The organism is Paraglaciecola sp., assembly GCF_051252315.1.
Taxonomy (GTDB): Bacteria; Pseudomonadota; Gammaproteobacteria; order Enterobacterales; family Alteromonadaceae; genus Paraglaciecola.
The window spans coordinates 57,826-78,994 of record NZ_JBPOFP010000002.1 but is presented as its reverse complement, the minus strand read 5'-3'; the positions used below and the strand labels follow the sequence as shown (position 1 = coordinate 78,994).

Here is a 21,169-nt window from a genome sequence, read left to right as displayed (position 1 = left end):
TCCACAATTATCAGTACAAGTTATCAAAAAAACAATAGGTTACAAAAAAGGTGATTTATTTTCACTTGCATATCCTGTATCTTTAAATATAGAAATACATAAATTCATTGACAGGATTATTTATAAGTGATTAAATTGAATTATATTCAAATGCAGCTCGTAAATAGCTAGCCAAATATTTTCAACAATGCAGGTAAGCTGTTTTAGTACAAAAAATGTAAGGCCTGCTAGAAAAATATTTTTAGGATGTAGGAATGATAAATAAACATTTTGTTCTACTGAACAAAGAAGACAATGTTTTCGTATGTTGTAAAGAGCTGCTTACAGGTAGCTCAATTACTTTAGAAGGCGCTTCAGTGACTATGTCTACCGATATTACGGTGGGCCACAAAATTGCTAGAAAGCAAATTGCTAAAGGTGACAAAATTTTAAAATATGGCGTTTCTATTGGCTCTGCCACTCAAGATATAACCTTTGGCGAACATGTTCACTTACACAATATTAAAAGTGATTACATAGCTAGCCATACTCGTCAATCGAAAGTAGAGGATAGCGAATGAAAGGCTATTTAAGAAAGGATGGTCGTAAAGGTATCCGTAACGTTGTTTTGGTTACATATTTAGTCGAATGTGCTCACCATGTGGCGAGATCTATTGTTAACGATTCTAGCCAAGATGACGTCCAGTTAATTGGTTTTCCCGGCTGTTATCCAAATGATTACTCATTGACTATCATGGAGAGGCTTTGCACACACCCAAATGTAGCAGGTGTCTTGATTGTTTCTTTAGGATGTGAAGGTTTTAATCGAGAAAAGTTGGCAAATTCCATTGAAGCAAGTGGTCGTTCGGTCGAAACGCTTGTGATCCAGAAAAATGGAGGTACCCGTAAAACGATTGAAGCGGGTTTAGCCAGTGTAAAAAGAATAAGTAACATTGCCGAGCAAGCCGAAATTGTGCCCATGGATATTAGTGAATTGGTAGTAGGTACCATTTGTGGAGGCTCAGACGGTACTAGTGGTATAGGTGCCAACCCAGCTGTAGGTGTTTGCTTTGATAAATTAATCGCTGATGATGCCGTTTGTATGTTTGAAGAGACGGGTGAATTAATTGGCTGTGAACAAATTATGGCGGAGCGCGCCATAACACCTGAGCTTGGCGAAGAGATCATGAAATCAGTTGAAAAGGCTGAGCATTATTACACACACATGGGTTACGGAAGCTTTGCTCCTGGCAATGCCGAAGGTGGATTGTCGACTCAAGAAGAAAAATCAATGGGTGCATATGCGAAGTCTGGTAGTTCAAAAATCCATGGCTTGATAAAACCAGGTGATATTCCGCGTCAAGGTGGTTTGTATCTAATGGATGTTGTTCCAGATGGTGACCCTATGTTTGGTTTTCCTAATATAGTAGACAGCGCTGAAATTGTTGAAATGATTGCTTCAGGCTCTCACATTATATTATTCACAACTGGCCGAGGTTCAGTAGTGGGTTCAGCTATTTCTCCTGTGATCAAGGTATGTGCTAATCCAGAGACGTACGACAATTTGTCTGATGATATGGACGTTAATGCCGGTAAGGTAATTAAAGGCGAAGCGACAGTTGAACAAGTGGGCGCTGAAATATATGAACTTGTTCGTGAAGTTGCGCAAGGCAAACAATCTAAATCTGAAGATTTAGGGCATCAAGAGTTTGTTTTAACGTACAAAAAATTTGAAGCCATTGGCCCCTCTTGTTTACCTACGGTTAGATAGTCGAGTTATAAAGAATGTTTAAGAAAAGACAGATTGGTAACACTAACCTAAAGGTTTCTGAGCTTGGTTTTGGTGCAGCTTCGTTAGGAAATTTGTATAAAGCGGTTTCAAATGAAGAAGCTAACTGCACATTAGACGCTGCTATTAACTCGAATATTAATTTATTCGATACTGCGCCAAGATATGGTTTAGGGTTAAGTGAACGTCGAGTTGGAGATGCACTGAGGGAATTACCCTCATCAGACTATGTCATTTCAACTAAGGTTGGCCGTATTTTAACGCCAGATAGCAAAGCGAATGTTAAAGAACTCAGATATGGTTTTGATACACCTATGCCATTTGATGCGCATTATGACTATACCTACGATGGCATCATGCGCTCTTTTGAAGATAGCTTACAGCGTTTAGGTCTGGCAGAAATTGATATTTTGTTAGTACATGATATTGGTGTAGATACACACGGCGATAAAGACTCTTATTACTATCAACAGTTATCAGAAAGTGGTTATAAAGCACTGGCTGAACTCAGACAAAATGGCCTAATTAAGGCGATTGGTTTAGGTGTGAACGAGTCAGAAATTTGTGAGCGAGTGATGGAATTGGGCCAGTGGGATTGTTTCTTGTTGGCGGGCCGTTATTCGCTTCTAGAGCAAGATTCCCTTGATAGCTTTTTACCTAAGTGTGAACAGCACGGTGCATCTATCATTCTAGGTGGGCCATACAATTCAGGGATATTAGCGACGGGTGTGAAGGGTACATCAGTTCCTCACTATAACTATGAACCCGCTCCTCAAGATATCATCGACCGGGTGAGTAAAATTGAAGATGTATGTGAACAATTTGATGTGCCTTTAGCGGCTGCGGCATTACAATTCCCATTGGGCCATTCATCTGTTGCCACGGTAATTCCGGGCATGGGAAGTGAAAGACGTGTTAACAAAACAGTTGAGCTATTCTATCATGATGTGCCAACCGCGTTCTGGTTACAGCTAAAAGAAGCAGGTCTCTTGCATCCTGACGCTCCCATCCCGGTAAAAGATGCAAACTAATGACCAGAAGCGACTTTTCAATTATCGACAGCCATCATCATTTGTGGCGATTAGAGCGTGCTGACTACAGTTGGTTAACGCCAGGACTATCTGCACTTTATAAAGATTTTACTGCAAACGATTATCACCAAGTGATTGAATCTAAGAGGGTTATTTCTAGTGTTCTAGTCCAAGCGGCAGACACTGATGCTGAAACCGATTTTTTAATCGAACAGGCAAACAGCAATGAGTTTATTTCTGGGGTTGTAGGTTGGGTGGATCTTTCTGCGCCAGTAGAGTTGGTATGGCCACGCTTAATGGAGTTGGTAGCCCATCCCAAGTTCAAAGGCATTCGACCTATGTTGCAGGATATTGAAGATCCCGAGTGGATTCTGAATCCAGAATTTAAGCCTGTGTTAGAGAGCTTAATTGCCTTAGACCTAACGTTTGATGCCTTAGTACGTACCGACCACTTAGCTGCGATTTTTACCATAGCAACTCAATACCCGCGACTAAAAATAGTGATCGACCACTGCGCCAAGCCAGATATAGCCAATGGTGAATTTAAAGCATGGGCAGCACAAATTACGCAATTCGCTGACCTTAAAAATGTATACATCAAAGTCTCAGGTTTAACCTTAGAAGCCAATCTAGAACAACAAAAGTCAGAGTATTTTAAGCCATACTTTGACCAAGTTTATCAAACCTTTGGATCACAGCGCATGATGTGGGGAAGTGACTGGCCAGTGCTGAATATTCAAAGTGATTACATCAGTTGGTTAGAGCTTTCACAGGAATTTGCCAGTGAGTGGCCCGAAGACGAGAAACAAGCATTCTGGTCAGGTACGGCCAATCAATTTTATCAATTAGCCCGTTAGTTATTTTCCACGGGGCAATTAACAGAAGTAATGGAAACAAACATGAATACGCAAAAAGTAGCAATAGTCACTGGTGGTGGTAGCGGTATTGGATATGCCATTTCAAAAGCTCTTGCAGCAGCAGGAAACAAGGTCATGATCGTTGACCTGTCGTTAGAATCTGCGCAAAAAGCTGTGGAAGAAATTCAAAGTGCAGGTGGAGAAGCCGAAGCCCATGCTTTAAACGTTGCCGAACACAAACAAGTTATCAGTGTCTTTGACCAAATAGCTGAAACGCACGGTAGAATCGACATCTTAGTAAATAACGCGGGTATTGGCTCAGTTGGCACGATTGAAGAAACGTCAGAAGAAGAGCTAGACAAGGTGTATCAAGTTAATGTGAAGGGGGTATACAACTGTGCTTTTGCTGCCGTCCCTCACATGAAAAAACTTCCATCAAGTGTCATGGTGAATATGGCGTCAATTGCGTCAAGTGTGGGCATTCCAGATCGGTTAGCTTACTCAATGAGTAAAGGTGCAGTATTAACCATGACTTATTCCATAGCTAAAGACTACGTTAGTGATGGCTTACGCTGTAATTGCGTCGCACCAGGGAGAGTGCATACACCACTTGTTGACGCATACTTAGAAAAAAATTATCCAGATAATAAAGACGAAATGTTTGAAACATTATCAAAAACCCAACCGATCGGTCGAATGGGACAACCGGATGAAATAGCCGCTTTAGTCAAATATTTATGTTCAGATGAAGCCACTTTCATCACTGGCACAAATTTCCCGATTGATGGTGGTTTTGTCACCATTAACAACTAAGACGAACAATAGAATTTAAGAAATAGAGGTATTTATGAAATTAGTAAGATTTGGTGACCTAGGTAGTGAGAAACCAGGCATTATTGGCCAAGACGACGTGTTAAGAGACGTTTCAGCACACATAGCAGACTATGATAGTGCCTTTTTCTCTCAAGACGGCTTAACAAAATTAAAGGCAATTGATACCGCGACGTTACCAGTGGTAGATGGCGATGTACGTATTGCTGTGCCAGTGGCTGAAGTGGGTAAAATGATCTGCGTAGGACTTAACTATGCAGATCATGCTGCAGAATCAGGTATGGACGTACCACCTGAACCAGTATTGTTTTTCAAAGCTACGTCTTCAATTGTTGGTGCAAATGACGCAGTTGTTTTACCCCCTAAGTCAGAAAAAAGTGACTGGGAAGTTGAACTAGGTGTGGTGATCGGCAAGGAAGCGAAATACGTTTCTGAAGAAGATGCCATGGATTATGTTGCCGGATTCTGTGTAGTGAATGATTTATCAGAGCGCGAATATCAAATTGAGCGAGCTGGTCAATGGTGTAAAGGCAAAGGATGTGACACCTTCGGTCCAGTGGGACCATTTTTAGCAACGCCAGATGAAATTGAAGATTCTAACAATTTAAGTATTTGGTTAGAGCTGAATGGTAAGAAAGTTCAAAACGGTAATACCAACACTATGGTTTATAAAGTACCTTTCTTAGTGCACTACATTAGCCAATATATGAGTTTACAACCGGGTGATATTATTAGCACGGGCACACCTCCGGGCGTTGGTTTAGGTTTTAATCCACCTATCTACCTTAAAGAAGGCGATGTCATGCGTTTGGGTATTGACGGTTTAGGTGTTCAAGAACAAATAGTTGAATGTTATAAAGGCTAACAAGATGGGTATTAATACTAATAAATTGGAATAAAAATGTCGTCAGATAAAACATATCTATTCAAGCACTCAATTAACCGAATGTTAACTCAAATTAGCGAGTTGGCTCAAGGCCAAAATACCATGGAAAATGATATGGAGTTGACCCGTCAACTTAGTATTAGTCGAACTACTGTGAGAGCTTGTGTCGAACACTTAATTGAAAATGGTCTAGTAAAACGAGAAGGTTCTCGCAAAGTTGTATTACGTCAACCAGAAGAGAAGGATTTTTTCGATATAGAAAACAAATCTTCAACTAAAGATGAACAGATCGAAAAATATTTTATGGAGTTGATTCACCATGGAAAATTGTTACCTGGTGATAGGTTTTCAGAGCTAAGTTTGGCAAAAAACTCCGGTTGCACCACAATTAGTGTTAGAGAATTTTTAATTAAATTTTCAAATAATGGTTTGATTAAAAAAATTCCAAGGGGCCGCTGGCAAATGGTGGAATTTGATGAAGCTTTTGCAAAAGAGTTAATTGATTTCAGAGAAATGTTAGAAATGAGTGCACTAAATGACCTTTTAAGAGCCCCTAAAGATGACGAAATTTGGACAGAAATTGCCGATTTGTTGCGAGCTCATCAAGAAGTGAGGGCTGATATGGAAAACCGTTTTATGGAGTTTCCCGATCTTGATAAGGCCTTTCATTTTAAGTTGCGAGATAAAAACCCGAATCGCTTTATTAGTCAATTTTACGATATTGTTTCCTTTATTTGTCACTATCACTATCAGTGGGATAAAAGCGGTGAATTAGAACGTTTTACAATTGCTATCAACGAACATATCTCGATTCTAGAAAACTTAATATCTCATGATCATGCTAGCGCAGTACTGGCAATGAAACAGCATCTAGAATCTGCAAAGAAAACCTTATTGGATTGTGTACACGGGCTAGAAGCTTAAAAAATACTAAAAGCTTCAATTAAGTATTGTTTAATTCGCATAACCACTGCCAATGGCACTAAATGGCATATTTAAACCTAGCTCAGGTACTTGTAACCCAAGCCATGCAGGAAAGGTATTGCTATTTGGGCCGGGTACTACCGAATATTCATTTTTCCATGGGTAGCGGGTTATAGCAGCCGTGACTTTGGGTATTAAGTGGCTGGCTTTATCTCCCTTAATTGACAATATTATTTCTGGTTTAGAGCCATACCAATATCGGTCTGGCGTAGTGGTTAGGTATTGATGTAAAGCAGGCAGCCCGCGATTAACACGCCAACCTACTACTTCATGTACAGTGTATTCTTCAGCGTTTCTTTGTTTTATCGCTACCCAAGTATGTACCGCAAACCACCCTCGCCAACTGAAGGCATCTGCAGCGTAAAACTGAATCACAGCTTGTTTGTCTGTCGCTGGATCTGAAGCTATGCCAGCTGACTCTCGAGATGCGGTTCGCCAATCTTTGTTTGCACAGCCGATTAACAGGCTCGCGCCCATTAAAATTAAAACCAGTTTATTCATATAAATTCGTCGCGGCTTACTTTGGTCACTATCTTAAATACATGACATTTGTCATGTCAAATTGATGATATGTGTATCTAATCATTGGTTTGAATTTCTAGCATAGTTAACCCAAGGTATTTCCTAACTAGAGAATTTGACATGCAGAAAGTTAACCCAGTTCAACAAACGGCAGTTTCAAAGATTGTTGCTTCAATTCAGGGCCTCAATAAAACGTTCGATACAAAGCAAGCGCTTCGCAACATTAACCTACAAATAAAATCAAACCAGGTGTTAGCTATTTTGGGCTCTAACGGCGCTGGCAAAACAACCTTAATCAATACTTTGTTGGGGCGACTAAAAATCGATTCAGGCGAGATAAATGTATTTTCTTCAAAGCCAGGCTCTCTTGGTGTGAAACAAAAAACTGGCGCTATGTTACAAGTAGCATCTTTGCCTGAAACCTTAAAAATTAAAGAACATATTCAATTATTCCAAAGTTACTATCCTAACCCTATGGCTTACGAGCAAGTTATTGCCTATGCGGGATTAGAATCTTTACAACACCGCTATTCTAAAAAGTTGTCGGGAGGTGAGAAACAACGCCTTCTGTTTGCCTTGAGTATTTGCGGTAATCCCAAATTGCTGTTCTTAGACGAGCCAACGGTGGGAATGGATGTATCGGCTAGAAAAAGTTTGTGGAACGCCATTAGAGATTTAAAAAAGCAGGGTACGGCAATTATCTTAACCACACACTATTTAGAAGAAGCAGATAATTTGGCTGACGAAATTGTCTTGCTTAAAGAAGGGGGAATTATCCAGCGTGGCACTAGCCAACAAATAAAGGCATGTGTGAGTTCAACTACCATTCGTTTTATTACCCCAGCAGTCCTAACAGATTTTACCAGTGTAGATGGGATCATGAGTGTTGATGTATCTGGTAAATACACGGCAATTCAAACTAATAACACTAATCAAACCTTACTGACATTGTTGGCTCTTTACCCGAACCTTGAAGACTTAACTGTTTCACAGGCTGGTTTAGAACAAGCCTTTACTGAATTAAATAAAGACCAATTAAATCAAAGTTTGTCCAATAAAAGTCAAGTAAATAAAGGAGAAGCAGCGTGAACTATACAAGTATAGAAAACCGTAGAAACACAACTATAGGATTCGAAAAGACACTAAAGATTTATTGGTTAGAAACTAAATTTGAGTGGTTGAAAACCATTAGAAACCCTGCGTTTGCTCTGCCTGCCATTTTGTTTCCAGCCATATTTTACTTGTTCTTTGGCGTATTAATGAATCAGCAAGACATACAAGCCTCAACTTATTTATTAGTCACTTACGGCACTTTTGGTGTAATGGGGCCTGCATTGTTTTCTTTTGGCGCAGCTTTGGCCGTAGAAAGAAGCAAAGGTTGGTTAGATATTAAAGAAGCTTCACCTATGCCGGCATCAGCACAAATTCTCAGTAGGTTGCTCGTTTCTATGATATTTTCTACTGTGATTATTGTATGCCTAGGTGTAATTGGACTGTTTTTAGCTCAGGTTAATATCACGCTGACTCAAGGAGCCTTGTTAACCGTTATCTTGGTCTTGGGTGGTTTACCTTTTTGTTTGTTAGGTTTAGCGCTGGGTATGGTCTTAAAAGCCGAAAGTGCAGCAGCAGTTGTTAATGCGATTTATTTGCCTATGGCTTTTTTGTCTGGCTTATGGCTGCCTATCACTATGTTGCCCAGCTTTTTACAATCATTTGCTAACTTTTTGCCTCCATACCATTTATCGCAATTGGCGCTTAAAGTCACTGGGCAGGACATAGGTGGTTCTGTTGTAAGCCATCTATTTGCGTTAATTTTATTTGCCGTCATATTTTTTGGATTGGCTTTACTGGCACATAAAAGAAAACAACTTTAATAAGACTTATGAGGAAATATTTAAGGTGAAAAACTTACTAAAATCCATTGACGCTTTTTTATTACCAAGAGATCTTTGTGAGCAATTTTCACCTTATGTATGGCTAATATATCTACCATTGTTTTTTGGGCCGGTATTGTATTATTCAAATGACCCAATACATTGGTTATGGACCGCCATCGCTACTGTTTGTTTTTTAGTTGCCTATTTCCGTGTTTATTGGGTTGACCGAAAACATGTCATTTTTCATATATTGGCCATTGTTGTAATAGGCACTTTGTCTGCTCTTTATACACCTAGCGCGCAAACTTTTTTTATTTATGCCGCGTCTTTTTGTAGTCGTTTGAAACCGGTTAAGGTTTCCTTTATTACCTTGGCTGGCATAGTGGTATGGATGGCCTTAATAAGTTGGTTGTTTAAGTTAGAAGCGTATTTTTATTTACCTGGCATCTTGTTTTCTTTGATTGTTGGCTTGCTCAACATCTACCAGTTCGCCTTAAACGAAAAGAAGCAAGAGTTGATACTTTCTCAAAAAGAAGCTGAACGTTTAGCCAAAGTGGCTGAAAGAGAAAGAATTGCTAGAGATTTGCATGATCTCATCGGTCATACTTTTTCGGTCATCACCCTGAAAGCTGATTTGGCTAATCGTTTGCTTGATAAGGGTATGACAAAAAGTCTAGACAAAGATTTAGAAAGAGCCCGTACCGAAATCAAACAATTAGAAGACATATCTCGTGATGCCTTGAGTCAGGTCAGAGAGGTAGTATCGGGTTATCGGTCGAGTGACCTACTGAGTGAACTGGCCAATGCAAAACATGTGTTTGCTAGCCTAGATGTTGATTTCAGTTATGAGTTCGTCGGTGTTGAAGAACAAGAATTAGAACTTGATCTCGCCAGCAATAAAGAGCTTGCCATAGTGTTACGAGAGTTAGTTACCAATATTATAAAACATGCTAAAGCCACACAGGTAAGCGTGACAGTCAGTCGACAGGGCAATAGTATTAGATTAAATGTAAAAGACGACGGAGTAGGGATTAGTGATGCCACGAGTTCGGGTTTTGGGCTAAAGGGAATAGAAGAACGAGTGCAAAAAATTAAGGGGCAAGTCAGTATCATTAGCGGTGGGCAAAACTTAGGAACATCCACCATAATCTCTGTGCCAGATTCAGTGCTTGAGTAAGGAAAGTAAAGTGGCAAAAATTAAAATTGTATTAGCTGAAGATCAAACTATGTTACTCAATGCTTTAGCGACTATTTTAGACTTAGAAGATAATTTAGAAGTCGTTAAAAGTTTTAGCAATGGCAAAGATGTTCTTGATTTTGTGACAACTAACAAAGAACAGAAAATAGATATAGTCCTGACCGATATTGAAATGCCTGGCATGACTGGTTTAGAACTAGCTCACGAATTACATAAACAGAATGACTCTAGTAAAGTCATTATTTTAACGACATTTTCTAGAAGTGGGTACTTACGTCGGGCAATGGATTCTGGTGTGAAAGGTTATTTGTTAAAAGACTCACCTTCACAGGACTTGATTGACGCCATAGTAAAAGTGCATCAAGGTGGCCGCGCAATAGCGCCAGAGTTGATGGTGGATTCTTGGATGGAGAAGGACCCTCTATCAGACAAAGAACGTCATGCATTAAGGTTGGCGAAAGATGGTATGTCTACTGAGGCAATAGCTGAAAAACTGTTTTTATCAGCTGGCACTGTGCGTAACTACCTTTCTTCAGCAGCCAGTAAGTTAAATGCTAAAAACCGAGTCGAGGCCGCTAGAATAGCCCATCAAAATGGCTGGTTGTGATACCAATTCATAGTGATGAGGTAGACCCCTTGAATATCGAGCATGCCAAATGTAACTGCGGAAACGTAAGCGTAAAAGTCGAATTTTCCAAGCCAATATCGAACTTTACTCCACGGGTTTGTGATTGTGACTTTTGTACTCAGCATGGGGTCGCTTATGTTTCTGACCCTAAAGGAAAGTTATCTGTTCAGATTAGAAACCATGGTCAAATGGTCAACCAAAAACAAGGAAACAATTTAGCAGATTTTATGATCTGTGGAATGTGTAGAGATTTGATCGCAGCCACTTATTATAATAATGGAAAATTGATTGCTAGCTTAAATTCAGGATTATTAGTTAATCAGCAGGCCCTGTTAGAGCTTACTATTGTGTCACCTAAACATCTTATGGTTTCTGATAAGGTAAAACGCTGGCAACAAATGTGGTTTCAGAATGTAGAGGTTATTTAAATTAATCTGCTAATTAATTTCTAAAATCGTGAAATTTATTGGTGGATCTAGCCTTCTCCTAAGTTACTTACCGGATGTTCAATGCGATAAGTAGCCGAAAAAAGGAACAATAATGGAAATAGGTCAAACAATACCCAACATACAATTGCCAGCAATTGATGGTTCAAATTTTGATAATCAATCTCTGGCGGGAAAAAGGTATCTAATTACCTTCTTTCGATTTGCTACTTGCCCTTTTTGTAATATGCGTGTGGCAGAGTTGGTTAGAATCAAAAAAGATTTGGGTGAAGCATTTGAAGTCGTCGCAATTTTTGAGGCAGAACTTTCTCATTTGAAAAAATATGCCAGTAAACATTTGGCTCAATTCCCAATTCTAGCTGATGAAGATCGCTTGTATTACCAATCCTTTGGGGTGAAAAAATCCTTTCTTGGTATGTTAAAAGGTATGGTTTTTCGATTTGGTACTGTCCTTAAAGGACTGTTAGCTGGTTATATTCCTAGAGAGGTGTCTTCTCGTATGTTCATTATGCCTTTGTCTATTTTAGTTGATGAACAAGGCGTTGTTCGAGAGGTTTATCATGGCAAAGATGAAGGAGACCATATGCCTCTTGAGCAAATTAAAACATTTGCCCATGGAGCGTAAAGTTATAGACTGATTCAGCTATAGCCTAATTTGGCAAACGCCCTAACTGGAAAGGTACCTACCCCAGTGATTTTTGGGGGTACCGCATAAAATCTAAATTCTGTTTTTGGCAACTTATCTAAGTTAGTCATGTGTTCACAAATTAATACGCCATTACCCAATAAGTGGCTATGTACGGGACGCAGTTTGCCTCGAGTGTCGTCAATATTGTGTGAATCTATGCCCACTAGTTTTACGCCGTTTTCAATTAACCAAAGCGCGGCTTGTTCGGTTAAATATGGGTGATCTTCAAAATAAAGTTCTGTATTCCAGTGTTGACTCCAGTTTGTATATACAAGTATCGCTTTTCCAGCTACATCCATATTTTTAAAGTACTCTAGGCCTATTTCTATTTCATCTTTTGCGTTAATCACCAGTGCTGGAAGATCGGCAAGTAGTTCCAAAGGCAAATCTGAAAGGTCATCACCTTCAGCGTCAAAATGAAACGGTGAATCTAGGTAGGTGCCAGTATTGGTCACCATTTCAATCTTACCTATTTGTACTTGATAGCCGTCGTCACCATAAATCTTCTTTGACTCTTCGCGGCTTAAAAAGTCGCACATTACCGGAGCGGGTAAACCTTTGTAAGTCACTAAACCATCAAATATAGTGTGACTTAGGTCAAGGAGTTTTCCTTGTGTTTGATTTGATGCTGACATGCTTATCCTCCTGATTTTGAGTGTTAATCTTATAGGTAATTTAGCGTTTATTCCCCTATAATCTCGGCCATATTATTGTCGAATTAGGCCAAACGTTGAAAAAGCTAGATGTTGTAGTTATTGGTGCTGGAGCTGCTGGATTGTTTTGTGCAGCCCAAGCAGCTAAAAGAGGTCGCAGCGTTGCGGTGTTAGATCATGCAAAACGCATTGGCGGGAAAATCCTTATGTCGGGTGGTGGGCGCTGTAATTTTACCAATATGTACGCTAGCCACGAAAATTTTATTTGTGATAATCCCCACTTTTGTAAGTCGGCGCTGAGCCAATATACCCCATGGGACTTTATTGGGCTGGTGGCTGAATATGGCATTGCTTATCATGAAAAAACACTTGGACAGTTATTCTGTGATGGTAGCGCTAAAGACATACTTAATATGTTATTTAAAGAATGTGAAAAATCTGGGGCAACGGTGAGTAACCAATGTGAAATTTTGTCCATAGAAAAAATGGATAGTGGATTTGAACTAAAAACCAACCAAGACCAATATCAGTGCGAATCAGTAGTCGTGGCTACTGGAGGACTGTCTATTCCAAAACTAGGTGCCAGCCCTTACGGTTACCAAATAGCAGAACAATTTGGCCTAAAGGTAAAACCTACTCGTGCTGGCTTGGTTCCTTTTACTTTGCACGAGCAAGACAAGGCGGTATTGGCTGAGCTCAGTGGTATATCACTCGATGCCAGTGCAAGCTTCAATGACACAAGTTTTAATGAAAATATTCTGTTTACCCATAGAGGCTTAAGTGGTCCTGCTGTATTACAAATATCTTCATTTTGGCAGCCAGGTCAAACTGTTGAGTTTGATTTATACCCTAATGGTGACCTGTTGGCATATTTGCAGCAAACATTAGAAAACCAGCCAGATGTGCAACTGAGTACCGCATTAGCCAAGCATTATCCCAAGCGGTATATACAAGCTGCATTGCCTTATTTAGGTATTGAAAACAAACCTTTAAAGCAATACCAAGGCAAACAACTAGAACAAGCAGCGCAAGCTTTTCATCAATGGCAACTCAAACCTAATGGCACAGAAGGTTACCGCACTGCTGAAGTCACATTAGGTGGAGTAGACACAGACGAGCTGTCTTCTAAAACCATGGAGTCTAAAAAGGTAAAAGGCCTGTATTTTGTGGGCGAAGTGATGGATGTAACAGGTTGGTTAGGGGGCTACAATTTTCAATGGGCTTGGTCTAGCGGTTGGGTAGCAGGACAAGTAGTTTAAAGCGCAAAGACAACTGGCTTTGCGCTTTACTATTATTAATTGGATCGAGTATGTGCGTCTTCGTCTACTTGCCCTACGTCTAACTTAGTGTGCTTTTTAGGTTGTACTATTTCATTATTTTTAGCCGCTGCATTACGGAAGTCATACATGCGGTATCCTACTTCTCGTATATGCTTAAGTAATTCAGGAAAGGGTTTATCCGCAAGGTCGACAATACCGACATTGTAGTTTTCACCGTCGCCTCGGCCTGTCGGTGGTTGTTCACCGTATTGGAACCAATGTGTGCCAATAATATAGGGGTTAAGTAGGGCACTATTCACATACTCAGTATATAACTCGCCTCGGTGATATTGGCTTTTGGCTTCCACTACGCCTAAATGCAAGGCGCCACGATCGAGTGATCCAAAATGAAATTCACCAATGAGTATGGGTTTGTCTACTCCTTCAGGGAAACCTACATTGGTGACGTTATATTGATATTTATTCATGCTGATGACATCGGTGTATTTAGCTGCTGAACGAATAACAGTTTCGCTATTTGCCCATGCTAAACGACAGCCTAGATATAGGGCATTGGGTACCACTTTTTTCATTTCGTTTCGAACGGTAGAAAAGTAGGTATTTACGATTTTTTTATAGAATGTCTGTATGTCTTGCCAAGCTTTGGCTCTATTAGGTTTGTCAGTGGTTTTCAATAATGCTTTCCATGACGCATGTGACGTCCCCCACACTGCATTAAGTTTATCTATGCTTGAGTATTTGGCTTTTAGATCTTTGATAAACTCTTTTTTGGCTGGCTGGTCAGCTGGACTTTCTAATGTTGCTATGGCTAGAGAGCCTTCAGAGCCCCATGATAGTTCGTTTTCGATGAAATAGCCTAACAACCACGGGTCGTTAACTGTATGTTGGCGATTAGCTAAAGCCTTTTTTAATTGAACTCTAAAACTTGGGTCAAAGACATCATGAAATTTGCCCCAATAACCTTGAGATGCTTCAATTTTTTTGGTTCCTCTTACCCAAACGGTTTCAGTGTAGGGTGTTTTGCCTTGCATGGTAAGTTGTCTATCAGACGCTACGCCTAGGCTATTCATTCCCCAGCTACGAACTCTTGCATGGGTTACCTTATCAAACTCTTGTTTCCAATTTTCGCCATATTTTTGATATAGATTTGACGCAGTAAAGTTAAAGGTTTCTCGCCTTGGTAAAGTTTTGTAATAGCCGTGTGATGCACGTCCACGTTTTGAATAAAACTCTCCATATGGGCTGTCTTTTACTGGCAACCATTCAAAATAGTCCTCTCTGTCTGTGGTGCCTGTTGTTGCTGTGCCGGTATGCACAACCCCTACACCGTGAGACCAAAATAAGTGCCCCTTAGGGTCAACAAACCACCAAACGTTGTTGTATTTTTCGACGCGGAAATAGCCTGTTGCTTCTAACTGAGGTCCGTCTTTCCAACCACCGTATTGATTAAAATGTGTGGGACCAGGTTTTGCTAAAAGCTCTTGATTTTCTTCTATAGCTTGTTGACGCATATCGTCCACAGACAAAGTTTTTCCGGGCCAGTGAGCATGTTTGTATTGGCCAAAACGGTCAACAAATGGTAAGAACCCTTCTGGATCTACCAAACGTACTGGATTCGTGGCGCGAACATTGTCTATGAGTAATTTGTGTTTGTTGCTTGGGTAGTTAATGGTGATTTTGACTTGATCTATCTGGCTCAAATCGGACTTCGCCTGACCAGGAGCGGCACGCATTGCCAGTAACTCTAGTGGTTTTGAAAAACGCCATGGTGAGGTAATAATATCGTCAGAAACTGTCTTAGTTTGCCCTGGCTCTAAATCAAAACGAATTTCCATTTGCCACGCTTCCATTCCATCTTCTGGGTCGCCTACTTTAAAGATGATGCGAGCGGTATGTTCGCCTGCATTGGTGATATCCATTTTCACATGATAGTAGGGATTTAAATCCCAGCTGCCACTTGGACGTTTGATCATAACGCCAGGTGCACCTGAGGTTATGCCGGTTTCTAAGAGTAATTGTTGAGACCCACTTTGTTTTACAAGGCTTGCTGTGGCATCTGTTGTTTGAGCAGACTCCAGATTAAATCCTTGTTCAAAATTAAACAGGCTTAGACTATCTGGTATGTCTGCTTTTTGTGAAGGGGCAGCTAATACATCTACCGAATTTAGTATCAGTGTAATACAGCCACTGACAATCAATTGAATGTGAAATTTCATAATTAAAACCTTTTAACATGTTCAATTCGCTTTATTCGTCACGAATCAAAAATATTTCCAATGTTGTTAAATGTTAACATTTGGCTTTGTGGTTTGGAATATGTTTACACGATATTAACTTCAAGATATTGTTTTCACATTTTATAACAATTCTGAAGGTAAACTGTTTCTAACTAGGCTTCTGATTTGCTAAGTTATATTTTTCAAATCCATTCTTGTGCCTGAATATTTATGAGCGAATTAAAACAAGATACATCTGACCGACATTTCAAAAGCCTGATGAAATTAAATTTATTAGGCTGGACGGTGTTTTTTGTTTTGTTTAATTTGTACTGCGTTTTTTGGCGAGAATACGGCGTAGGGATTGGATTTGATTTTGTTGATTCGCTCCGATGGTTCTTTAAGGAGTGGGGCGTTTGGGCACTACTTAGCCCATTGTTTATCTATGGGCTAGAAAACAAATTTGGCGGGTTCTCAGTATGGAAAAGCCGTTTTGCGGCGGTTGTAGTGTTTTTAATTTTGGTATTCACTGCGCGGCTTTTGCTTAATACTGGTGAGTATCCCGCTGAGGCTGGTTCTACTTTAGTACACTTGTTTCCTAAGTATTCTTCGGGCCTGATTATTTTTATGGGTATTTGGTTTTTTGCCAGAAAAGAGCAGAGAGTTAATGATGGAGATTGTTCAATCTGATCTAGACACACAACAACAAAGTATTTTGATTGAACATAACGGATTAAATACTCGCATCCCTTACAGCGATATTGTTAGTGTTAAAACCGCAGGTAATTACTTAGAAATTGAAACTAATTCACAGACCTATTTACATCGTACTACTCTAAAAAGTCTGTTAGAAACCTTGCCTCAAGATCAATTTAAGCAGGTTCATCGTAGTTATGTAATTAATATGCATAAATTACAAAAGTTAACTAATTTAGATAATGGTGGTGGGCTGGCAATTTTGTCAAATCAACAGACTGTGCCTGTGAGTAAGCGGCATAAGAGTCAGTTAAAATCACTGGTTGTTTCTTCCGTTTAGTTCTTTGACATCAAAACCAGTTATTCCGTCAATTCATAAATTTAGCTCATCACACAAGTTGTTCGTTCGTCCCAGCCTAGTAGTTTTATGCCATTGTAGTTAGTTAGCATTCCAGTTGTTGAATCAATTGGAGTTGAATATGAAAACGAACAACCAGAGTGTTACCCGTGGTATTCATTGGGGCATGGCGGCCTTAATTTTAAGTATGTTAGTACTTGGGTTTTATATGAAAAATACCCAAAGTTATGAGTTTTATGCCCTGCATAAATCTTTTGGTGTTGTGGCCATTATGGCCATCTGCGCCAGGCTTTATTGGCGAATTAAGCAGCCATGGCAATCCTATGCAAAGGACACTAAATACCAAAAATTAGTTACAGTGGTACATTTATTCATTTTGCTGCTTTTAGTGCTTATGCCATTGAGTGGAGTAATTTTGAGTGGCTTTGGCGGCTATGGCGTTGCCTTGTTTGGAATGCACCTTATACCTGAAAATTTGAATGCTGCAGGGCAAGTACAACCCTTTCATAAAGGATTGTCAGATTTAGGTTATGCTAGTCATACTGTTTTGGGATACATACTGTCATCTATGGTGGCATTACATATTCTCGCTGCGTTAAAGCATCATTTTATTGATAAAGACATAACCTTAGTTCGCATGTTAGGTAAAAGTAGCTAATTACTATAATCAACTAAACGAGTATGATTTCATTCGATTTTAAAACTGAGCAAAGGGTACATAATGAGTAAAATTTCTAAGGTTTGTTTGTTTTTGTTATGTTTATTGCCCTTGGTTGGTGTGGCTAAACCTCAAGTTGTAAACGTTTCTCGTAGTGACTATCAAACTAGATTACACGGTTTTTGGTTAGGGCAGAATATTGCAAATTGGACGGGCTTGATTACTGAAATGGATAAAGTGGGTACGGCTAAAACCATGCCTTTTTATACTGATGAGGATTGGGGAACAAAAGATTTAAAAGCCATGTGGGGAGAATATGTGCCTCATGCTTCTGTTATCGATTTCTATTTTGAAAAACCTAATCAGCCATGGGGGTCGGATGACGATACCGACATCGAATACATCTACTTACACTTGCACGACAAACATCAAACCAGTTTATTAACGGCCACTCAAATTCGAGCCGGTTGGCTTGAACATATATATCCTGAAGACAGCGCTCCTTTATTTAAAAAATTTCCAGATTCTACAGCACAAAAAGAGAATTTTTTGTGGGAATCGAATCAGCGAGCTCATGATTTAATGATTCAGGGAATGTTGCCACCTTTGACTAGTGAACCAAAAAACAATTCCAAGTACATGATGATTGACGCTCAATTAACCACAGAGATATTTGGCTTATTTGCACCAATACGTAGTGATATTGCGCTTAATATTGCTAATTTGCCCATTAGTGTGTCGGCAAAAGACGAAGCGCAGTGGATAGCGAACTTTTATGTGGTGATGCATTCCTTAGTTTTAAAAGCAGATAAAAACCTGTCTATACAAGATAGAGTTGAATGGTTGGCAAAACAGGCCAGAAGGCAATTACCTAAAAACAGTTATCCAGCAAAAATGTATGACTTTGTGTGGCAGTCTTACCAAAATAATCCTGACAAAAATGATTGGGAAAAAACTCGAGATGCGGTCTATCAGCGTTATCAAATTAAACAAGCTGATGGGTATAAATATAAAGACCCGTTTGAGGCGGGAATAAATTTTGCTGCCAGTTTAGTTAGTTTGTTTTACGGTCAAGGTGATATAAAAAGAACCATTCAAATTGGCACCTTATCGGGTTGGGATTCTGACAATCCCACTGCGACATGGGGCGGTTTATTAGGTTTTATGTTGGGATATCAAGGTGTGCTAGATACCTTTGGTAAATCTGAAATGGCAGATGGTTATTGGATCCATCGTACCCGCCGAAACTTCCCTGATCGTACGCCAAACCTAGCGGGTGAAGATACGTTAACCAATATGGCTAAACGCGGCGTTGAGATAGTGGATAAAGTGGTGGTTGAACAAATGCAGGGTAAGTTGGATATTAAAAATGATCAGTGGATCATTCCGTTACCATAGGCGCTTTTACCAGAGGGACCTTTAGAAGCGCTACAACCGCTGGATGGTCAGAAGGGCTAGCGTCTATCTCCTTGGCGCTGCCTTCAAAGGTACGGGTGAATATACAATCAATTCCTCCATCGCCCATTAAGTTTAGCTTCGCCTGATTTGACGCAATAGACACAATTGAACCGCTACAAGGTGAATTGAAATCACCTACAAGTATTAAAGGATGTGCTGGTAGCTGTCGAATTAAAGCTGCTGTTTCTTGCGCATTTTTCTTCTGGGTGTCTGGTGATTGATGGTCCCAATGAATATTTACAAATAAAAACTGATGACCCGCTTTTTCTAAAAGCGCATATTCACCAGTTCTGGTTGCTTTAGGTCCGTTGGTTAAATCAAACCGCTCTGCCTTGATGAACTTGATGCCAGCACATTGATTAATGAATAATTGGTAATGTTGTTGCCAGCATTCTTTTTCTTCTTCCTCAAGAGCGGCATGTAACGCCACTGCACGACTGTAATCGGTAGGGAATTGGGTAGTGATCTCCCAATCTTCAGCGCCTTCTTGGATAGCTAAAACATCTATATTTTCGGATTGAATTAATTTTGCATAATCGGTTGCCTTTTGCGGCATGGTTTTCCAACCATAAATGTTTAGAGACATGACCGAAATATTTTGGTCTGGTGTCTTTTCGCTGGCAAAAACAACTGACATTGTAGTCAAAACATAACAAAGCGAACTGATGAGTTTGAGCAAAGCTACTCCCTGATATTTAAGATAAATAACCCGAGTTAGGGTTAAAAGATAGCTTAGGTTATAAGAGATAATTACTCGATTCAAGGGCGTTTATAAAGCTTTACCTGTCTCAATCTTTTTATTGAAAAAAGTGCCAAAATTCAGCGTTTTTGATTCTAAATGCGGACCTGTGAGATTAAAATAATGCTAAGAAATCCTCCATGTTTTCGTTCCTAGTCACCTGCAAGTCACTTTTTCTAATGACTTAATATTACTTCTGCTACTAGTTTGGCATGTTTGGCAGAGCTTTTATCGTTCATGGTGTGAGCCATTACAATTGTGCCGTCTAAGAGAAGAGTAAGTTGTAAGGCAGTGGCTTTTTTATTACTGATAGTTAGTGGTAACAAAGTTTCGATGTAGTCGACTATATTTTGTTTATGTTGTAAACAGATTAAGTGAATAGGATCTTCTGGCGCCGGAAATTCCGCTGAAGCATTAATAAACATGCAGCCGTGGAAATTATCAGAGTTTATCCATTCGTGGTGGGCGTCAAATAATGCTAAAACAGGGTTTAGCTCTTTGGATGACGTTTGTTGTTCGGTAAGGCGGGCGACTTTTTCTGCCATCATCAGCATAAACTGCTGGTCTCGCCGTTTTAGGGTGGCGATAATCAACGCTTCTTTAGAGCTAAAATGGTTATATAAGGTTTTTTTGGCTATGCCTGAATTCGTTAAGACCAAATCTATGCCAGTTGCTCTGATCCCTTGTTGATAAAACAAGTTTTGCGCCACATCAATTAACAAGTCTTTTTTGTTTTCTTTCATTTAAGTTTGTATTGCAATCACTTTCAATTAAAGAGTGTTAAGGGTAGATAAATTTCTTGACGTAGACAAGTCTGTCTATTAATTTATTGTGTTAGGTAGACCAATCTGTCTCCTTTGGTGTTAATACATCAATATTCATTGATATCATTTTAAGCATAGAGGACTAATTATGAGTGAAGAAGTGAGACATCCCATTCCACCTTTTAACGAAGAGACAGCCAAACAAAAAGTACGTATGGCAGAAGACGGTTGGAATAATCGTAATCCGAGTAAAGTGGCAATGGCCTATACTCAAGACAGTGCTTGGAGAAATCGTGCTGAGTTTGTTACTGGCCGAGAAGAAATTGAACAATTCTTAACCCGTAAATGGAATAAAGAACTGGAATATCGCCTAATTAAGGAGTTATGGGCCTACTCTGAAAACCGGATTGCAGTGCGATATGCCTATGAATGGCATGATGATTCGGGACAGTGGTATCGATCTTATGGAAATGAAAATTGGCAGTTTGATAAGAATGGTTTAATGGAAAAGCGCTTTGCCTGTATTAATGACTTGCCAATACAAGAAAGTGAGCGAAAGTTTCATTGGCCACATGGTGCTAGACCAGAGGATCATGCAGGGTTGTCAGAGTTAGGTTTGTAAATTAGTCAC

The 21,169-nt window shown here is 39.7% G+C and carries 24 protein-coding genes; 19 read left to right on the top strand and 5 right to left on the bottom strand.

The features are described 5' to 3' along the window. The first annotated feature begins 254 nt into the window (after window positions 1–254). The 7 genes from ACSHXM_RS00815 to ACSHXM_RS00785 are packed head-to-tail and all read left to right on the top strand — an operon-like array spanning window position 255 to window position 6,297. Entirely contained in the window at window positions 255–560 is a 306-nt protein-coding gene (locus ACSHXM_RS00815) for a UxaA family hydrolase (protein ID WP_435686810.1), read from the top strand. Then, entirely contained in the window at window positions 557–1,750 is a 1,194-nt protein-coding gene (locus tag ACSHXM_RS00810) for a UxaA family hydrolase (RefSeq protein WP_435686809.1), read from the top strand. The genes ACSHXM_RS00815 and ACSHXM_RS00810 overlap by 4 nt, the downstream gene beginning before the upstream one ends. A 14-nt stretch (window positions 1,751–1,764) precedes the next feature. Then, entirely contained in the window at window positions 1,765–2,799 is a 1,035-nt protein-coding gene (locus ACSHXM_RS00805; RefSeq protein WP_435686808.1) for an aldo/keto reductase, read from the top strand. Further along, window positions 2,799–3,656: an amidohydrolase family protein gene (locus ACSHXM_RS00800; protein WP_435686807.1), complete on the top strand. Its 858-nt coding sequence runs from the start codon at window positions 2,799–2,801 to the stop codon at window positions 3,654–3,656. The genes ACSHXM_RS00805 and ACSHXM_RS00800 overlap by 1 nt, the downstream gene beginning before the upstream one ends. A gap of 42 nt (window positions 3,657–3,698) precedes the next feature. Further along, window positions 3,699–4,469, top strand: coding sequence for an SDR family NAD(P)-dependent oxidoreductase (locus ACSHXM_RS00795; RefSeq protein WP_435686805.1), 771 nt, complete (start codon window positions 3,699–3,701; stop codon window positions 4,467–4,469). A 34-nt stretch (window positions 4,470–4,503) separates the two neighbouring features. Then, window positions 4,504–5,352, top strand: a complete 849-nt coding sequence (locus ACSHXM_RS00790; RefSeq protein ID WP_435686804.1) for a fumarylacetoacetate hydrolase family protein — start codon at window positions 4,504–4,506, stop codon at window positions 5,350–5,352. 36 nt (window positions 5,353–5,388) lie between these two features. Beyond that, complete coding sequence (locus ACSHXM_RS00785; RefSeq protein ID WP_435686803.1) at window positions 5,389–6,297, top strand: FCD domain-containing protein; 909 nt, start codon at window positions 5,389–5,391, stop codon at window positions 6,295–6,297. A gap of 30 nt (window positions 6,298–6,327) precedes the next feature. Here the strand turns inward: ACSHXM_RS00785 and ACSHXM_RS00780 are convergent, their stop codons facing one another. Further along, complete coding sequence (locus tag ACSHXM_RS00780; RefSeq protein WP_435686802.1) at window positions 6,328–6,858, bottom strand: DUF3750 domain-containing protein; 531 nt, start codon at window positions 6,856–6,858, stop codon at window positions 6,328–6,330. Window positions 6,859–6,999: 141 nt separating this feature from the next. Here ACSHXM_RS00780 and ACSHXM_RS00775 point away from each other — a divergent pair, with 141 nt between their 5' ends. From ACSHXM_RS00775 to ACSHXM_RS00750, 6 genes are all read left to right on the top strand, one after another. Further along, the gene (locus ACSHXM_RS00775; protein ID WP_435686801.1) at window positions 7,000–7,968 is read left to right on the top strand and encodes an ABC transporter ATP-binding protein; all 969 of its coding nucleotides are present in this window, start codon (window positions 7,000–7,002) and stop codon (window positions 7,966–7,968) included. Further along, window positions 7,965–8,753: an ABC transporter permease gene (locus tag ACSHXM_RS00770; protein WP_435686800.1), complete on the top strand. Its 789-nt coding sequence runs from the start codon at window positions 7,965–7,967 to the stop codon at window positions 8,751–8,753. The genes ACSHXM_RS00775 and ACSHXM_RS00770 overlap by 4 nt, the downstream gene beginning before the upstream one ends. A 25-nt stretch (window positions 8,754–8,778) precedes the next feature. Then, on the top strand, window positions 8,779–9,933 hold the full coding sequence (locus ACSHXM_RS00765) for a sensor histidine kinase (protein ID WP_435686799.1): 1,155 nt from the start codon (window positions 8,779–8,781) through the stop codon (window positions 9,931–9,933). Between the two features lie 10 nt (window positions 9,934–9,943). Further along, window positions 9,944–10,561 carry a response regulator transcription factor gene (locus ACSHXM_RS00760; RefSeq protein ID WP_435686797.1) on the top strand — a complete coding sequence of 206 codons (618 nt, stop codon included), beginning with the start codon at window positions 9,944–9,946 and terminating at the stop codon, window positions 10,559–10,561. 29 nt (window positions 10,562–10,590) lie between these two features. After that, a complete protein-coding gene (locus tag ACSHXM_RS00755) occupies window positions 10,591–11,010 on the top strand; it encodes a GFA family protein (protein WP_435686796.1) in 420 nt (139 codons plus the stop codon). A gap of 112 nt (window positions 11,011–11,122) precedes the next feature. Beyond that, window positions 11,123–11,653, top strand: a complete 531-nt coding sequence (locus ACSHXM_RS00750; RefSeq protein WP_435686794.1) for a redoxin domain-containing protein — start codon at window positions 11,123–11,125, stop codon at window positions 11,651–11,653. A gap of 14 nt (window positions 11,654–11,667) precedes the next feature. Here ACSHXM_RS00750 and ACSHXM_RS00745 read toward each other — a convergent pair whose 3' ends face one another. Continuing rightward, window positions 11,668–12,351 carry a cyclase family protein gene (locus ACSHXM_RS00745; RefSeq protein WP_435686792.1) on the bottom strand — a complete coding sequence of 228 codons (684 nt, stop codon included), beginning with the start codon at window positions 12,349–12,351 and terminating at the stop codon, window positions 11,668–11,670. Window positions 12,352–12,446: 95 nt separating this feature from the next. On the opposite strand from ACSHXM_RS00745, the gene ACSHXM_RS00740 reads away from it, so the two are divergent. Further along, window positions 12,447–13,628 (top strand): NAD(P)/FAD-dependent oxidoreductase, encoded by a 1,182-nt coding sequence (locus ACSHXM_RS00740; protein ID WP_435686791.1) that lies wholly within the window; start codon window positions 12,447–12,449, stop codon window positions 13,626–13,628. A 35-nt stretch (window positions 13,629–13,663) separates the two neighbouring features. On the opposite strand, the gene ACSHXM_RS00735 is transcribed toward ACSHXM_RS00740, so the two are convergent. Beyond that, complete coding sequence (locus ACSHXM_RS00735; protein ID WP_435686789.1) at window positions 13,664–15,865, bottom strand: beta-galactosidase; 2,202 nt, start codon at window positions 15,863–15,865, stop codon at window positions 13,664–13,666. 231 nt (window positions 15,866–16,096) lie between these two features. On the opposite strand from ACSHXM_RS00735, the gene ACSHXM_RS00730 reads away from it, so the two are divergent. The 4 genes from ACSHXM_RS00730 to ACSHXM_RS00715 all read left to right on the top strand — a co-directional run bounded on the left by ACSHXM_RS00730 (window position 16,097) and on the right by ACSHXM_RS00715 (window position 18,975). Beyond that, window positions 16,097–16,555, top strand: a complete 459-nt coding sequence (locus tag ACSHXM_RS00730; RefSeq protein ID WP_435686788.1) for a hypothetical protein — start codon at window positions 16,097–16,099, stop codon at window positions 16,553–16,555. Beyond that, on the top strand, window positions 16,533–16,901 hold the full coding sequence (locus ACSHXM_RS00725) for a LytR/AlgR family response regulator transcription factor (RefSeq protein ID WP_435686787.1): 369 nt from the start codon (window positions 16,533–16,535) through the stop codon (window positions 16,899–16,901). The genes ACSHXM_RS00730 and ACSHXM_RS00725 overlap by 23 nt, the downstream gene beginning before the upstream one ends. Window positions 16,902–17,040: 139 nt before the next feature. Continuing rightward, on the top strand, window positions 17,041–17,577 hold the full coding sequence (locus ACSHXM_RS00720) for a cytochrome b (protein WP_435686786.1): 537 nt from the start codon (window positions 17,041–17,043) through the stop codon (window positions 17,575–17,577). A gap of 63 nt (window positions 17,578–17,640) precedes the next feature. Then, complete coding sequence (locus ACSHXM_RS00715; RefSeq protein WP_435686785.1) at window positions 17,641–18,975, top strand: ADP-ribosylglycohydrolase family protein; 1,335 nt, start codon at window positions 17,641–17,643, stop codon at window positions 18,973–18,975. Here the strand turns inward: ACSHXM_RS00715 and ACSHXM_RS00710 are convergent. Together ACSHXM_RS00710 and ACSHXM_RS00705 are read right to left on the bottom strand one after the other, a co-directional pair. Further along, window positions 18,959–19,672, bottom strand: coding sequence for an endonuclease/exonuclease/phosphatase family protein (locus ACSHXM_RS00710; protein WP_435686784.1), 714 nt, complete (start codon window positions 19,670–19,672; stop codon window positions 18,959–18,961). The genes ACSHXM_RS00715 and ACSHXM_RS00710 overlap by 17 nt on opposite strands. Before the next feature lie 278 nt (window positions 19,673–19,950). Then, window positions 19,951–20,517, bottom strand: a complete 567-nt coding sequence (locus ACSHXM_RS00705) for a TetR/AcrR family transcriptional regulator (protein WP_435686783.1) — start codon at window positions 20,515–20,517, stop codon at window positions 19,951–19,953. Between the two features lie 169 nt (window positions 20,518–20,686). Here ACSHXM_RS00705 and ACSHXM_RS00700 point away from each other — a divergent pair, with 169 nt between their 5' ends. Beyond that, window positions 20,687–21,160: a DUF1348 family protein gene (locus ACSHXM_RS00700; protein ID WP_435686782.1), complete on the top strand. Its 474-nt coding sequence runs from the start codon at window positions 20,687–20,689 to the stop codon at window positions 21,158–21,160. The last annotated feature ends 9 nt before the right edge of the window (window positions 21,161–21,169 follow it).

What these genes read in the sequence shown, in the direction of transcription:
- ACSHXM_RS00810 (WP_435686809.1), top strand. Translation starts at nt 557, where the DNA reads ATGAAAGGCTATTTAAGAAAGGATGGTCGTAAAGGTATCCGTAACGTT.
- ACSHXM_RS00790 (WP_435686804.1), top strand. Translation starts at nt 4,504, where the DNA reads ATGAAATTAGTAAGATTTGGTGACCTAGGTAGTGAGAAACCAGGCATT.
- ACSHXM_RS00795 (WP_435686805.1), top strand. Translation starts at nt 3,699, where the DNA reads ATGAATACGCAAAAAGTAGCAATAGTCACTGGTGGTGGTAGCGGTATT.
- ACSHXM_RS00710 (WP_435686784.1), bottom strand. Translation starts at nt 19,672, where the DNA reads ATGTCAGTTGTTTTTGCCAGCGAAAAGACACCAGACCAAAATATTTCG.
- ACSHXM_RS00745 (WP_435686792.1), bottom strand. Translation starts at nt 12,351, where the DNA reads ATGTCAGCATCAAATCAAACACAAGGAAAACTCCTTGACCTAAGTCAC.
- ACSHXM_RS00780 (WP_435686802.1), bottom strand. Translation starts at nt 6,858, where the DNA reads ATGAATAAACTGGTTTTAATTTTAATGGGCGCGAGCCTGTTAATCGGC.
- ACSHXM_RS00785 (WP_435686803.1), top strand. Translation starts at nt 5,389, where the DNA reads ATGTCGTCAGATAAAACATATCTATTCAAGCACTCAATTAACCGAATG.
- ACSHXM_RS00705 (WP_435686783.1), bottom strand. Translation starts at nt 20,517, where the DNA reads ATGAAAGAAAACAAAAAAGACTTGTTAATTGATGTGGCGCAAAACTTG.
- ACSHXM_RS00735 (WP_435686789.1), bottom strand. Translation starts at nt 15,865, where the DNA reads ATGAAATTTCACATTCAATTGATTGTCAGTGGCTGTATTACACTGATA.
- ACSHXM_RS00730 (WP_435686788.1), top strand. Translation starts at nt 16,097, where the DNA reads ATGAGCGAATTAAAACAAGATACATCTGACCGACATTTCAAAAGCCTG.
- ACSHXM_RS00815 (WP_435686810.1), top strand. Translation starts at nt 255, where the DNA reads ATGATAAATAAACATTTTGTTCTACTGAACAAAGAAGACAATGTTTTC.
- ACSHXM_RS00700 (WP_435686782.1), top strand. Translation starts at nt 20,687, where the DNA reads ATGAGTGAAGAAGTGAGACATCCCATTCCACCTTTTAACGAAGAGACA.
- ACSHXM_RS00720 (WP_435686786.1), top strand. Translation starts at nt 17,041, where the DNA reads ATGAAAACGAACAACCAGAGTGTTACCCGTGGTATTCATTGGGGCATG.
- ACSHXM_RS00775 (WP_435686801.1), top strand. Translation starts at nt 7,000, where the DNA reads ATGCAGAAAGTTAACCCAGTTCAACAAACGGCAGTTTCAAAGATTGTT.
- ACSHXM_RS00800 (WP_435686807.1), top strand. Translation starts at nt 2,799, where the DNA reads ATGACCAGAAGCGACTTTTCAATTATCGACAGCCATCATCATTTGTGG.
- ACSHXM_RS00750 (WP_435686794.1), top strand. Translation starts at nt 11,123, where the DNA reads ATGGAAATAGGTCAAACAATACCCAACATACAATTGCCAGCAATTGAT.
- ACSHXM_RS00805 (WP_435686808.1), top strand. Translation starts at nt 1,765, where the DNA reads ATGTTTAAGAAAAGACAGATTGGTAACACTAACCTAAAGGTTTCTGAG.
- ACSHXM_RS00715 (WP_435686785.1), top strand. Translation starts at nt 17,641, where the DNA reads ATGAGTAAAATTTCTAAGGTTTGTTTGTTTTTGTTATGTTTATTGCCC.
- ACSHXM_RS00725 (WP_435686787.1), top strand. Translation starts at nt 16,533, where the DNA reads ATGATGGAGATTGTTCAATCTGATCTAGACACACAACAACAAAGTATT.